This window comes from Ruegeria sp. C2 (genome assembly GCF_056537765.1).
In genome coordinates, this window is sequence record NZ_JBQFRZ010000004.1 from 81,788 (window position 1) to 95,325 (window position 13,538).

General features: G+C 58.3%; 18 protein-coding genes. All 18 read right to left on the bottom strand.

From position 1 onward, the window contains the following. Positions 1–93 precede the first annotated feature (93 nt). Entirely contained in the window at positions 94–555 is a 462-nt protein-coding gene (gene queF, locus ACR0IV_RS14425; protein ID WP_480659485.1) for a preQ(1) synthase, read from the bottom strand. A 15-nt stretch (positions 556–570) separates the two neighbouring features. Then, a complete protein-coding gene (queE, locus tag ACR0IV_RS14430; RefSeq protein ID WP_480659486.1) occupies positions 571–1,272 on the bottom strand; it encodes a 7-carboxy-7-deazaguanine synthase QueE in 702 nt (233 codons plus the stop codon). Beyond that, positions 1,269–1,622, bottom strand: coding sequence for a 6-carboxytetrahydropterin synthase QueD (queD, locus tag ACR0IV_RS14435; protein WP_480472272.1), 354 nt, complete (start codon positions 1,620–1,622; stop codon positions 1,269–1,271). The genes queE and queD overlap by 4 nt, the downstream gene beginning before the upstream one ends. Then, positions 1,622–2,320, bottom strand: coding sequence for a 7-cyano-7-deazaguanine synthase QueC (queC, locus tag ACR0IV_RS14440; RefSeq protein ID WP_480472273.1), 699 nt, complete (start codon positions 2,318–2,320; stop codon positions 1,622–1,624). Before queC ends, queD begins: the two co-directional genes overlap by 1 nt. 185 nt (positions 2,321–2,505) lie before the next feature. Next, entirely contained in the window at positions 2,506–3,498 is a 993-nt protein-coding gene (locus ACR0IV_RS14445) for an MBL fold metallo-hydrolase (protein ID WP_480659487.1), read from the bottom strand. A 124-nt stretch (positions 3,499–3,622) separates the two neighbouring features. Continuing rightward, positions 3,623–4,576, bottom strand: a complete 954-nt coding sequence (locus tag ACR0IV_RS14450) for a LuxR C-terminal-related transcriptional regulator (protein ID WP_480659488.1) — start codon at positions 4,574–4,576, stop codon at positions 3,623–3,625. A 93-nt stretch (positions 4,577–4,669) separates the two neighbouring features. Further along, positions 4,670–5,299, bottom strand: a complete 630-nt coding sequence (gene ureG / locus ACR0IV_RS14455) for an urease accessory protein UreG (RefSeq protein ID WP_480659489.1) — start codon at positions 5,297–5,299, stop codon at positions 4,670–4,672. Continuing rightward, positions 5,296–5,949: an urease accessory protein UreF gene (locus ACR0IV_RS14460; RefSeq protein WP_480659490.1), complete on the bottom strand. Its 654-nt coding sequence runs from the start codon at positions 5,947–5,949 to the stop codon at positions 5,296–5,298. The genes ureG and ACR0IV_RS14460 overlap by 4 nt, the downstream gene beginning before the upstream one ends. Next, positions 5,933–6,385, bottom strand: coding sequence for an urease accessory protein UreE (ureE, locus tag ACR0IV_RS14465; RefSeq protein ID WP_480472278.1), 453 nt, complete (start codon positions 6,383–6,385; stop codon positions 5,933–5,935). The genes ACR0IV_RS14460 and ureE overlap by 17 nt, the downstream gene beginning before the upstream one ends. An 18-nt stretch (positions 6,386–6,403) precedes the next feature. After that, positions 6,404–8,164 carry an urease subunit alpha gene (gene ureC, locus ACR0IV_RS14470; RefSeq protein ID WP_480659491.1) on the bottom strand — a complete coding sequence of 587 codons (1,761 nt, stop codon included), beginning with the start codon at positions 8,162–8,164 and terminating at the stop codon, positions 6,404–6,406. Further along, entirely contained in the window at positions 8,139–8,471 is a 333-nt protein-coding gene (locus tag ACR0IV_RS14475; RefSeq protein WP_480472280.1) for an urease subunit beta, read from the bottom strand. Before ACR0IV_RS14475 ends, ureC begins: the two co-directional genes overlap by 26 nt. Next, positions 8,468–8,629 (bottom strand): hypothetical protein, encoded by a 162-nt coding sequence (locus ACR0IV_RS14480; RefSeq protein ID WP_480659492.1) that lies wholly within the window; start codon positions 8,627–8,629, stop codon positions 8,468–8,470. Before ACR0IV_RS14480 ends, ACR0IV_RS14475 begins: the two co-directional genes overlap by 4 nt. Before the next feature lie 15 nt (positions 8,630–8,644). Then, positions 8,645–8,947 (bottom strand): urease subunit gamma, encoded by a 303-nt coding sequence (locus ACR0IV_RS14485; protein WP_480472282.1) that lies wholly within the window; start codon positions 8,945–8,947, stop codon positions 8,645–8,647. A gap of 1 nt (position 8,948) precedes the next feature. Next, positions 8,949–9,722 carry an urease accessory protein UreD gene (locus tag ACR0IV_RS14490; protein WP_480659493.1) on the bottom strand — a complete coding sequence of 258 codons (774 nt, stop codon included), beginning with the start codon at positions 9,720–9,722 and terminating at the stop codon, positions 8,949–8,951. 285 nt (positions 9,723–10,007) lie between these two features. Further along, entirely contained in the window at positions 10,008–11,150 is a 1,143-nt protein-coding gene (locus ACR0IV_RS14495) for an NADH:flavin oxidoreductase/NADH oxidase (protein WP_480659494.1), read from the bottom strand. A 79-nt stretch (positions 11,151–11,229) separates the two neighbouring features. Beyond that, positions 11,230–11,949: a FadR/GntR family transcriptional regulator gene (locus ACR0IV_RS14500; RefSeq protein WP_480659495.1), complete on the bottom strand. Its 720-nt coding sequence runs from the start codon at positions 11,947–11,949 to the stop codon at positions 11,230–11,232. Positions 11,950–11,951: 2 nt separating this feature from the next. Further along, on the bottom strand, positions 11,952–12,785 hold the full coding sequence (locus ACR0IV_RS14505; protein ID WP_480659496.1) for a sulfite exporter TauE/SafE family protein: 834 nt from the start codon (positions 12,783–12,785) through the stop codon (positions 11,952–11,954). A gap of 3 nt (positions 12,786–12,788) precedes the next feature. Next, on the bottom strand, positions 12,789–13,538 hold the full coding sequence (locus ACR0IV_RS14510; RefSeq protein WP_480659497.1) for a DUF1028 domain-containing protein: 750 nt from the start codon (positions 13,536–13,538) through the stop codon (positions 12,789–12,791).

The window sequence follows — 13,538 nt, forward strand, 5'->3', positions numbered from 1 at the left end:
GACCTGAATTCTGCCATGCACAGTGAAGCACTGGCGCTCGCAACCTGTTCAGGAAACGAGCTGGATTTCAGAGCGTAGCTTTCAGCCAACAGTTCAGCCACGCCCGCGATAAGGCGGAACACCCTGATCAGGAACCCAAACATTCTCGGGCAAGGGTCCGGTTTGCCAGAACACGTCGATCGGGATGCCACCACGCGGATACCAGTAGCCGCCTATGCGCAGCCAGCGCGGTTTCATAAACTCTTGCAGGCGGCGGGCAATCGAAATCGTGCAATCCTCGTGGAACGCTCCGTGGTTGCGGAAAGAACCCAGAAACAGTTTCAGCGATTTGCTTTCTACCAGCCAGTCGCCGGGTACATAGTCGATGACCAGATGGGCAAAGTCCGGCTGCCCGGTCATCGGGCAAAGCGATGTGAATTCGGGCGCAGTGAAACGCACATTGTAATACACGTCAGATTGCGGGTTTTGCACCCGCTCCAAAACGGCTTCGTCAGGATTGGTCGGCAGGACGGTGTCGCCGCCCAGTTGGGTAAGTTTGCTGTAGATATCGCTCATAGCCGTCTCCGTTCGTTATACGCCGCGTTTGTTGCCCCAGACCAGCACGTGCAACTGGGGCAAGATACGCGGGGTGAACCACCCAACGCTCAGGGTTTTGTCAATCAGCCATTCCAGCCGTCCGGTTGCCTGAGTCAGATCGACCGGCAGATCGGGGTCGGTTTCCGGGTTGCCGGGCTGCAGGTACAAGGGCAGATGCGGATAGCGGTTGGCTACATCCTGCGCCCAGGTGAAATCGGTCTCATCGAAGATTACGATCTTCAGAACGGTGTTTTCGGGGCGGACCGCCAGACAAGCCTCGAACATGGCCCAGTCCATCTGCTCACCGCTGCTGGGCGGTTTCGGGCTGAGCACCAGAGTGGCCAGATCCGTAAACCAAGGTTTTGCGACCGAGCCTTGTGTCTCGCAGGCAAAGAGGTAACCCGCATCCGAACCGTGCCGGATCAGCGGTCCGAAGTCCTGAATGGCGGGGTTGCCGCCCGACAGGGACACGGTCAAAGGCTGCCCGCCGGACAGGTGTTGAACTTCGGTCCAGATATCCTCGGTGCTCATGGCCTTCCAATCGTGGCGAAAGGCGCTGTCGACCGCGTGCAGGCTATCGCACCACGCGCAACGGAAGTCGCAGCCACCGCTGCGCACAAAGACAGTGGGTTGTCCGATCAGTGCGCCCTCGCCCTGAACGGTGGGGCCAAAGATTTCTGCGATGCGCAGGGTCATGGCCGGTACTCGGCCCAGGTCTTGGGCGTCTCGGATACTTTCACTGCAGCCGTTTCCGGCCAGCGTGCGGTGCACCAATCATAGAAATGCCGCGCCATGTTTTCGGCGGTGGTCACGCAGTTCAGTACATCATTCAGGTGCTGATGATCGAACGTTTCGTCAATATAACTCTTGAGTGGTTTCAGTTCATGATAGTCCCGCACGAACCCGTCGTTATTTAGATCGCGCGAGGCCAGTTCGACCACGACGATATAATTATGCCCATGTAGTCTCGCGCATTGGTGATCGTCAGGCAGGTGGGTTAGTTGATGTGAAGCGGAGAAGTGAAATTCCTTGGTGATCCTGTACATCAGGCGCGTTTCCTCTCGACCGCCTGACGCCAGAACTCTGGGTCTGCATAGAGGGTTGGATCGGGAACGCCCGCCAGATCGAATGCTTCGCGCCGTTCAACGCAAGTGCCACAGCGCCCGCAATGCAGATCGCCGCCTTTGTAGCAGGACCACGTCTGGTCAAATGGCGTGTTAACCCGCGCGCCGTCCGCTACGATATCGGCTTTCGCGCGATGCACGAATGGTACATGCAAAGCGACCTGCGCGTAGCCGTCCAGAGCTGCACGTTGCATGGTATCGAAAGCATCGGTGAAATCAGGGCGGCAATCGGGATAGATAAAATGATCCCCTCCATGCACCGCAGTCGCCACCGTATCATCCCCCTGTGCCGATGCGATGCCGTATGCAATCGTCAGCATGATGGCGTTGCGATTTGGGACCACGGTTACCTTCATGGTCTCTTCTTCATAATGACCGTCGGGCACGTCCAGATCATCGGTCAATGCCGATCCGGTCAACGTCGCCCCGACCGAGCGCAGATCGATCAGATGATGGGGGACGCCCAGCCGTGTGGCACAGGCGGCGGCAAAGTCGAGCTCTTTTGTATGTCGTTGGCCATAGTCGAATGAGACCAGGCGCGATAGGTGTCCCTGGCCCGCCAGCACATGTGCCAGAGACACAGAATCCAGTCCGCCAGAGCAGACCAAAGTCGTTTTCATGATGTCAGTCCTTGTTTTGATAACCGGGTAGGCTGCGACCGGCGCGGGGACCGCTACTGTATTTCACAGTCAGGCTCAATGCCGTTTTGATCTCACGTATCGTGCTGTCGGTATCGTGATCATTTTCGACATGAGCGGTAGGATCCCCGGGCGACAAGTTCCAGATCGCCCAGGGCTGGGGGGAATTAGCTCACAAGTGCATTGTGACCAAAGTAGAGAAATTCGCGATCCATTCCTGCCACTTCACCGGCTTCAAGCGACAGGCTGGCCGAGTCCAGCATCTTGTAGCTTCTTTGCGATTTTACCCAATCGTCTGCATGCTGCAGCGTTGTCAGGGTATAGCTGGTCGTTTCGTTCAGGTAGTGGGTTGGAATAATGACTTTGGGTTTGAGACGCGCGACAATGTCATCTCCCTGCTTATAGTCCAGAATATGCTGTGATCCGTCCACTGGCAGAGTCAGTACGTCGACCTGTCCGATGGCATCCCAGAACTCCTGTGGCGGGTTGTGCCGATTGTCACCCCAGATCAGGGTTCGAATTCCTCCCGTTTCGACGAGATAGACCACCATATCCATATGGCTGACGTTGTCCGGTGGGCAGGCCTGAACGCCGAATTCACCCAAGGCGTTGGTCCAGTCATACCAGCCCGGAGCCCGGCAGACATGTTTGTCAGCAAAGCCTGTAATCTTGATGTCTGCGAATTCAAAATTTCCAACCATCCGGTCCAGCACCATGGTCGAGATTGGGCGATGAATGGCGTCGTGATCGAAATGCGTGTGCGTTGACATGCAGATGTCGACCGGGGTTTCCGGGAATTCATTCTTGAACCATAGACCCCATGCGCCCGAGGGATCATCGCGCCAGGGATCGAACAGAACGGTTGCTCCGCCCGGCGAAGTTATCTTGATTGCGCAATGGCCGAAATAGTCGATTCCGACTGCGCCATCTACCGACTGCCCGGTGGTCTTCTGCAACTCGATGACACCATTGTTGTTGCCGGGTTGAGTCCAATCGGTGGATTGCGCCTTGGCAGATGTGGTTGTCAGAAGTGAGGCCGCACCACCTACGCCAGCAGCACCGGCAGCCATAAAAAAGGAGCGTCGCGACAAGCCCGGCGCCAAGTCATCCTCGTTGCCGCGCAATAGTGTCGGTTTCATATTCAGATCGTCTTTTTCCATCGTTTAGATTTCCCTGTTGTCATCTGATCCGGTTCTGACCCGGACCTGACTTAGGGTAACCATCGGATGTCTTAGCCTTCGCATCGGAAAAACACGGGGAAAACATGGGGGTCATCCCCATGTTTTATTGCGCGGCCAACAACAGGCTACGCAGGTTCTTGCCGCTGCGCTTTAATCCAAGCTTGGCGCGAATGTTGTTTCGATGAAACTCGATCGTGCTGGGCTCGCGCGATAGCGTTCGCGCGATATCCTTTGTGGTTTGCCCGCGCATGATCAACTGCGCGATTTCCTGTTCGACAGGTGTCAAAGCTTCGAAGATCGTGGTCAGATGATCGCTCATCTCTGAAGTGATCAATTTGAGGTTTTCTTCAGCAAGTTCGAGATAAGCCTGCCCGGCAGGGTCGTGATCCAGCCGCCCGCGCAGTTTGGAGAGATATGGGACAACGAGACCTTTGATCTGGCGCAATATTTTTTCGTCATAGTCTTCGCGTGAGGTTTCCACGCTATTGAGCAATACGCGCAACGCAGCGTTCGCCTCTTCAAGATCCTTGGTGCGATTGGCGACGCGTTGCTCCAACTGGTCCAACGTTGCCTGCAACTCTTTCTCAAGCTCGGTGCGCCGCTGGATCTCTATCAACAGCGCAAGGTCGTCTTCGATAACCCTGGCGAATTCCTGTAGCCCCTCTCGGAATAGCAAGGCGCGCCGATTTCGACGTGAATCCAGAACGCAGATTGTACCGAATATCGATCCATCCGGCCATTTCAGCGGATATCCGATATAGAATCGCATCCCAAGTTCCATATCATCATTGTCCTGCCATCTCGGATTGCTGGCGGCATCCTCGACAGTAAGCTCACCGTTGCATTCCAGAACGCCATAGCAATAGAGCTTTTCGTTTAGCGTGAAACGGCGACCGATCGCATAAGGGTTTCCTTCGTTGTGGCTGGTGACAAAGACCGAATGGTGCGGTTCATGCGTGCGCATGACAAGACTTGCGGGTACGTCCGCAACGCGTGCGATCAGATCGACGATCCGCTGCCATTTGGCGATGGTTTCCGGTGATATGATAGGGCGCACGATGTAGCTTCGATCAAATGGAACTCACTTGATCACAGACTAGCGGCAAAGCCCGAGAATCCAAACACTGTTGAAGATAATCCAAGGCGACGGTTAGTGGGTGGCCGATACGTCTAGGCCACCCTGCTGGACAAGCAGATCGACAATCGCATCAACGCCTTTCCTGTGACGAAGCGACGTCAGCAGAAAGGGCCGTCCATTTCGCATGGTTTGCGCATCGCGTTCCATGACTTCCAATGACGCACCGACATGGGGTGCCAAATCGGTTTTGTTTATGATCAGGATGTCTGACTTCTTGATCGCGGGACCTCCTTTGCGCGGGATCTCTTCACCGGCAGCGACATCAATCACGTAGATGGTCAGATCCGCCAATTCCGGGCTGAAGGTCGCGGACAGATTGTCGCCACCGCTTTCGATCAGGACAACATCAAGATCCGGATGGCGGGCCTGCATTTCGGCGACGGCCGCCAGATTGATCGAGGCGTCCTCTCGGATCGCAGTATGCGGACAACCGCCCGTTTCCACCCCGATGATACGATCCCGAGGCAAGATCTGCATGCGCATTAGGGCTTCGGCATCTTCCTGAGTATAGATATCGTTTGTAATCACTCCAACCGACAGCTTGTCCCGCAGCGCCTGGGACAAGGCTGCCGTCAGCGTGGTTTTGCCCGCGCCCACGGGGCCGCCGATACCAACGCGAAGCGGGCCGTTCATGTTGCTCATGTTCTGAAGATCCTCGAATGTTGTGTTTCGTGTTTCATCGATGCGATGTCGGCCAGAAAACTGGTTGCGCTCAGGTCGTCCAGGTTGGCTGTCTGAGCGTCCGAGGCAACACGGACGCAAACGGGCGTCATCTCGTGTACGACGCGCTGACTTTGTGTCTGCCCCAACGGTATTAGACGCGTCGCGCAAGCGGTGAGGTTGGACATGAAACTGTGCAGAAACATCTGGGTGGTCAGTTCGGCCGGCAATCCCCGCAAACGCGCCGCACGACCAACAGCAACCGGGTAGGTCAGAGCGGCGAGATCCAGCGCCCACACCGCTGCGGTTACTTCACAGAAGGCCTGACCCAGAAGGTGTGTTTCCTGCAATCGCTCGCATGAGGCACAGTAGGCGCGCGCCTGCATGTCGACCTCGTGCAATGCTTCGGTCGATTGAGCTTTGTATGCCGATTCCAGAAACACGCAGTCGGACCAGCCCGCGCCGAAGGTGATCACATCCGCAATCCAGGCTTTGGTGTCGTCTGCCGTCTGAACATCACCGCAATCGATTGCCCATTCCAAACCATGGGAATAGGCGAAGCCACCCACCGGATAAGCGGGAGACAACCACTGGGTCAGCGTCAGGATATCTGCGTTAGTGGGCGTGACCATGGGTCCTACCATGACCATATGCGCCGCCCTCGGGTGTGAAGGGTTCAACCACTTCGCGGGTGGTCGCCCCCAATTTACCAAGCATATCCCGGATGACATGATCACGCTGGATCAGCAGACGATCCTGTTCAATCTGACAAGGCGTATGGCGGTTGCCGATATGCCAAGCCAGGCGAAGAAGGTTACCTCCGGTCACTTCCAGCAATTGTTCCGGTGCAGCGATCACTTCGACCTTGCGACCGTCCTCCAGTATCAGGACACCGCCGTGATCCAGCGACAAGGTTTGGGCCAGGTCGACCAGAAACGCCTCTCCATCGTCGGTGGCAAGCATTTTTCGACGCAGGAAGCGCCCGTCATAGTCCAGCGAGACCTGCGCATGAGCCGGGGCATGTGAGTGATCGTGATAGATGCGGGCAGTTTTGATTTCAGGAGTCATCGGGGGCCTCGTGGGATCTCAGAACATGAAATAGCGCTGCGCCATGGGCAGAACTTCGGCGGGCTGACAGGTCAGCAGCTCATCGTCGGCGCGGACCTCATAGGTTTCGGGGTCGACTTCGACATGTGGGGTCGCGTTGTTCAGCAACAAATCTTTCTTGCCGATATTCCGCGTGTTGCGGACCGCGACGGTCTGCTTGGCCAGTCCCAGTGTATCACCAATCCCCTCGGCTTGCGCGGACTCGGAAACAAATGTGATCGCCGAGTGTTCGACCGAGCGCCCATAGGCGCCAAACATCGGGCGGCTATAGACCGGCTGTGGGGTTGGTATCGAGGCGTTTGGATCGCCCATTTGTGCACAGGCGATTGTACCACCTAACAGAACCATCTCGGGCTTCACTCCGAAAAAGGCTGGGTTCCACAGGACCAGATCAGCGCGCTTGCCCTCTTCGATACTGCCGATCTCATGGCTGAGGCCGTGGGCAATGGCAGGGTTGATCGTGTATTTGGCGATATAGCGGCGAACACGGAAGTTGTCGTTCTCGCCGGTTTCCTCGGGCAGGCGGCCGCGTTGTTTCTTCATCTTGTCAGCGGTTTGCCAGGTGCGGATCAGTACCTCCCCCACGCGTCCCATCGCCTGACTGTCAGAGGCGATGATCGAGAACGCGCCCATGTCGTGCAGGATGTCCTCGGCGGCAATCGTCTCGCGACGGATGCGGCTTTCGGCAAAGGCCACGTCCTCGGGGATGGATTTGTCGAGGTGGTGGCAGACCATCAGCATATCGAGGTGCTCTTCAACCGTATTGACCGTGAAGGGCCGCGTGGGATTGGTCGATGAAGGCAGAACATGGTTCTCGCCGCAGATCTTGATGATATCCGGGGCGTGACCTCCGCCCGCGCCTTCGGTGTGGAAGGCATGGATGGTGCGATCTTTCATGGCGGCCACGGTGTTTTCCACAAAGCCGGATTCATTGAGCGTGTCGGTGTGGATCATCACCTGAACGTCCATCGCATCAGCCACCGAGAGGCAGCAATCGATGGCAGCCGGGGTCGTGCCCCAATCCTCGTGCAGTTTCAGGGCGCAGGCTCCGGCTTTTACCTGTTCCTCCAGTGCCGCGGGCAATGAGGCGTTGCCCTTGCCCGCGAAGGCCAGGTTCATGGGGAAGGCATCCGCCGCCTGCAGCATCCGCCCGATATGCCAGGGGCCGGGGGTGCAGGTCGTGGCGAGAGTGCCATGCGCGGGACCGGTTCCGCCGCCCAGCATAGTTGTGAGGCCGGAATGCAGAGCGTCCTCTATCTGTTGCGGGCAGATGAAGTGAATATGGCTGTCGAACCCACCTGCGGTCAGGATACGCCCTTCGCCCGCGATGGCCTCGGTGCCGGGTCCGATGATGATGTCGACGCCGGGCTGGGTGTCAGGGTTGCCGGCTTTGCCGATCTTGGCAATGCGTCCGTCCTTCAGGCCCACATCTGCCTTGTAGATGCCGGAATGATCAACGATCAGCGCGTTGGTGATCACCGTATCCACAGCACCTGCCGCGCGAGTAACCTGTGACTGTCCCATCCCATCGCGAATGACTTTGCCGCCGCCGAACTTGACTTCTTCCCCATAGACGTCTTCGCGATGACCCGTTTCACTGAAACGCGCGGCGGTCGCGCGATCCACGATCAGGTCCTTTTCAACCTCGATGATGAGGTCAGTGTCGGCCAGACGTACCTTGTCGCCGACCGTGGGACCGAACATCGAGGCATAGTCACTCCGACTTATCTTGCCCGGCATCTTTCAAAGCCCCCATGATGTGCATGTTAAAGCCATAGATGTGCCGACGCCCCTCATATGGCACCAGCATGACCTCGCGGATCTGTCCCGGTTCAAAGCGGACAGCAGTGCCCGCCGGTATGTCCGCGCGCATCCCCAAGGCAGCGTAGCGATCAAAGTCCAAAGCCGAGTTTGCTTCGGCAAAATGATAATGGCTGCCGACCTGCACCGGTCGATCACCGGTATTGGCGACAACGACGAGGCGACTGCGTCGTCCGGCATTGAGCGTCAGAGAGCCTTCGGCCGGAATGATTTCTCCGGGGATCATTTGTTCAGCTTGATCATCAGCGCCACCATGGCCAGCGCTGCAGCCGCCAGACCAATACCAAGTGTGGCATAGTCGGTGCCATGGGCGTGGATATGTGTGTCGGTATGGGCGGCGGCAGGACCGGCCAGGATCAGGGCAGGGAAGAGCATACGGGTCATATCAGAGTTCCTTCGTTAGCGAATGGGATTGTGAACGGTCACCAGCTTGGTGCCATCCGGAAAGGTGGCTTCGACCTGAACCTCGTGGATCATCTCGGGCACACCTTCCATGCATTGTGCACGGGTGATCACCTCGGCCCCCGCCTGCATCATGTCAGCCACGGACCGGCCATCGCGCGCGCCTTCGACCACCGCGTCGGAGATCAGTGCAATCGCCTCGGGGTGGTTCAGTTTGACGCCTCTTGCCAGCCGCTTGCGGGCAACTTCGGCAGCCATGGCGACCAACAGTTTGTCTTTCTCGCGTGGGGTCAGGTTCATGTCAGAGCATCCAGCATCGTGGTAAGGTATCGTTGTTCAACCGGCGCAGAACCGGCAGCAGAGCCTTGCGCAGAGTGAAGCTGTTCGGGGCCAGCATCCGGATGACCAGAAGTTCATTTCCGATCAGGCTGGCTCCGGCAGTATCGGGCAGCATCCGGCGCACAGCATCTAACTGACCCTCGGCCGAGGGCCCGGCAAAGATGATCAACGCCATCGCGAGGGAGCCATTGGCTATGTTCTGCCCCGAGAGATGGCTGTGCAGGTCACCTGAGAACCGTATGGAATCCAGAAAGATAGGCATGCCATCGCGCCGGATTTCGATCCGGTCACGCAGGCGGATATCAGTCAGGGTCTCTCCCATCGCAGCACGCCCGAAGACCAATGGCTCGACCAGTAGCGTTGTTGCATCGGGTGCCATCTCGATAAGCAGTCGGCGGTCGAGAGCACAGCCGTTGAACAGGATCGTTTCCTGAGGCAACCAGTTCATCCGTGCACCTGACCCAACCGTCAGATGGTTGGTGACCTGGCCTGTTGGGCCCGGCTTGGCTTTGTAGATACGTTCGCAGGCCTGAGTGGTCAGTGTAAGTGTCGTTCCCGTGGCAACTGTGACACTGAACCGAAATGAGTCACCTCCTGTAACGCCACCGGCAGTATTCAGCAGAACCGTGTCCAATGCAGGCGAGAGCGCGCGGGGAAACAGACACTTAAACGAGCCGGATTGGTGCAGGACATCCAGCACCGATCTGTCACCCAGCCGTTTGGTGCTGAGGCTCACAGAGCCTTTCGCACGTGGCTGCACCCTTTCCGATATGGGCAATATGGAGGCAAGTTGAGTAATATCGCACCCGCAACGCGTTGGTTCGAGTCCCGTGTTTCCGCGTTAGTGCGTTTGGAAACCACTCTTCGACAATGCTGGCGGCCACCAACCAGGAGCGTGTGGTCATTCGTTAAGCGCTTTTCGGGGAATCGCCCAAGAAATGGGCAAATTGCGCTTTAGCTACCGTCGTCTCACCTGCAATCCGGCTTCAGGGCTAATCGCATTCCGATTGCTGGCAGGTGACTAGAGCGGACGCAGACCAAGTTTGGACAGCAGCCGCTCTCGTTTCATCAGCCACCAGCCCGCCTCGACCGGCCAACGGGCGTGACCGGTGTCCTCCCCCAGCTCCGCAGCACAGTGCAGGGGCCAGTTGGGGTCGTCCAACAGCTCACGTGCGAGGGCGATCATGTCGGCGTCGCCCCGTTCTATGACAGCGTTGCAAACCTTCGGGTCCCAAAGGAATCCGACAGCCATGGTGGGAATATCTGCCTGCGCCTTGATCTGCGCGGCGAAAGGCACCTGAAACCCTTGTGCAATGGTCATCCGCTGGGGCCTCTCTTTGCCGCCGATCCCGCCCGTGCTGCAATCGATCATATCGACACCCACCGATTTGAGCGCTGCCGCGACCTCAACTGTGTCCTCGACGGTCAGTCCCGACTCCAGCCAATCGGTCGCTGACAGGCGAAAGGCCAGTGGCAAACCCTCGGGCCAGTTTCTGCGGATTTCGCGTGCGACCTCAACGGCAAACCGCATTCGGTTCTCTGCATTGCCGCCCCATCTGTCCTGTCTCTGATTGGTCACCGGTGACAAAAACTGATGCACCAGAAAGCCGTGGGCCGCATAGATTTCGATCACCTTGAAACCGGCGGAATGGGCACGTCTCGCAGCGGAACCAAACGCGGAAATGACGGCTTCGATATCGCTTTGCGTCATTTCCCGCGGCGGCGGCCAACCTTCGGCATAGGGGAGGGCAGACGGCGCAATGGCTGGCCATGCCTCTTCGTTGCGTGCGCTTACATCCTCCTCATCCAGTGGCGTTTCGCCGTGCCAAGGCCGTCGCTCGGATGCTTTGCGCCCGGCATGGCTCAGCTGGATACCCGGTACCGCACCTTCGCGCGTGATAAACTCAGCGATACGCCTCAGTGGTTCAATCTGGCTGTCGTCCCAAAGGCCCAGATCCCCGGGCGTGCGACGCCCGTCGCGGGTCACCGCCGTTGCCTCGGCATAGACCAGCGCCGCTCCGCCCATGGCAAACCGTCCTAGATGCACAAGATGCCAGTCATTGGCCCGGCCTTCCACGGCGCGATACTGGCTCATCGGTGAGACAGCGATACGGTTTTTGAACGTCACATCACGAAGGTGAAAGCTGCTGAATAGTGTGGGCATCTTTCTCTGTCTCTGTCTTGTTTTAGGAAGGTGGAGGGGAGGGGGTCATCCAAACCTGATGGAAGACACCAAGGTCATGCTAACCTTCTGGCTGCTCGGTGAGGTTCTCGGCTTGCCCATAGGTCCTGTCTCGCAGCATGGCGTTTGATACCGAAAGCAAATGCGATTGCATGACCTCTGCGGCGGCCTGACTGTCGCGTGATGCGATGTTGCTGAACAACAGTTCGTGCTGTTCGCCAAGGCGTACCAGAGTCGCGGATGAATATTGTGTCTCGCGCTGACGTGTCCATTCCGACTGCTTCCGTACAGCGCGGATCGAGTCATATACCGTCAGGAACAACGGATTGTGAGCCAGTTCCGCGATTTTGTAGTGAAACACATCATCGGCAACCCCGTAAGCCTGCGTATCGGCAGCATCCAGTGTGGCCCGCATGAGTTGTTCAAGCGTTCGCAATTCTTTGATCGAGGCGCGTTGTGCCGCTAATGCCGCCAATGCCGGTTCAATCTCCAGACGTACTTCCATGACATCACGGGGCATAACCTTGGCTGCAACGGCGCGGAACGGGCTTGCGCCAACGGCCGGGGGTGGTGACACGAACGTGCCTTGCCCGTGCCTGCGAAACACAGTGCCTTCTTCCTCGAGCTGATCCAGAATCCGACGCATACGGGCGCGGGTAACGGCTAGCGCTTCGGCCAGTGCGCGTTCGGGCAGCAACTTGCCGTTCTTCAGGAAATCGCCGGTTTCGATGCCAGCGCGCAGGGCGGCGGTCAGCTCAGTATCTGTTGGACAATTTCCCAAGTTCAGAACGCTCCGATCAGGTCATAAAACATGCGCAAAGACGTAAGCATCAGGAATGCACCAAAGGCAAGGCGTAAGGCACGTTGTGAAATCGTGTGCGCGATGCGGACGCCCACATGGGCAAAGCTGGTTGTCAGCGGGATGATCAGCGCTGCTGCGACCAGATTGACGTAACCGATGGAGAAAGGCGGCAAGCCGGATTGCCCCAGACCTGTTCCGGCATAGATCAGCGCGCCCGGCAGGCCGATGACAAAGCCGATTGCCGCCGAGGTGCCCACTGCGCGTCGGATGTCGTAGCCCAGAAAGTTGAGAACCGGTACGCAGACAGTGCCGCCACCGATGCCCATCATCGCGGAAATCGCACCGGCAAACACACCGGTCGCAGCCCAGACGCGCGGAGAGAAACTGCGCGGCGGGCCGCTATTGCCGGGTTTGCGAAAGATCATGTCCAGCGCCACTAGAGCGGCAACCGTCGCGAAGACGGCGACCAGAATATAGCCGCTGACCACGCCGCCAAGCAGGCCGCCAATGATCACTCCAACCAGAATGGCCGGGGCCCAGCGTTTCAGCAGCGCCATGTCCAACGCCCCACGCTTGTAGTGCCCCCAGCTTGAGGACAGCGCCGTGAACACGATGGTTGCCAGCGACGTACCCACTGCAACCTGCATCGTCAGTGCAGGATTGCTGCCGGTCAATGACAAGGCAAAGTAAAGCGCCGGAACGATAACGATCCCTCCGCCAACGCCCAGCAAACCGGCCAGAATACCACCAAACACTCCGGCCGCACCTGCGATGGCGATCAGCGTTGCCAGAGTGGAAAGGTCAATCCCGCCCATATCTCACGCGGGGTCGCTGGCCAGCGAGCGGCTTACCCGCCCTTCGGCCTGACGTTTCGCGTCCGCGCGGGCAATCGCCTCTTCCAGCGCGCCCCGGTCGGGATTGCCCGAGAAATTCTGCTCGCTGGGCATCGCCTCCGCAAAATGTAGATACCGCTCAGCAGCCACATCATAAAGCCTGCGCAGTTCGGCCAGAGGGTCAGCGTGGTCGTCGCTGCGCATATCCAGCCATGCATGCGATTGCCCGCGATGAATGACAAGACCGGCGGCCTGTTTGCCGCGTTTGTCGCCCCCCGCGCGCTCGCCAGCCTCCATGGCCGCCATCAGGCGTTCTGGAAAGGGCAGGCCGCTTTCCGAGGCGTAGGTTTCGAAAGTGGCGTCCACGACATCCGGCCCAGCCAGCATGTTGCCTGCAACCGAATGTGCCTCACCGAGCCGATGCCCGGCCCAGTCGACGCAATCAGCCCCGGTATAGGCCGCAAAGTTGCCCTGTGCGTCCATTAGGTGGGCTTGTCGCGCGTCCCGACCTGAATCCCGGGTGACGAGATCATCCAGAACCGCCTGCGCAGCTTCGCCCGCCTCAAGCCGCCTGAGCCCTTCGGTTCCCCAGACCGGGTTCGAGAACGCCTGAGAGGCAATCGCACTGCGCGCACCAACGCACGGAACGCGCGCGCCGCAAGCGAAGAAGCGGCTGGCCACGATCAGGCCGATGGCTCCGGTCTCGGGGTCTTTTGCGATCAGGGAATACGTCAT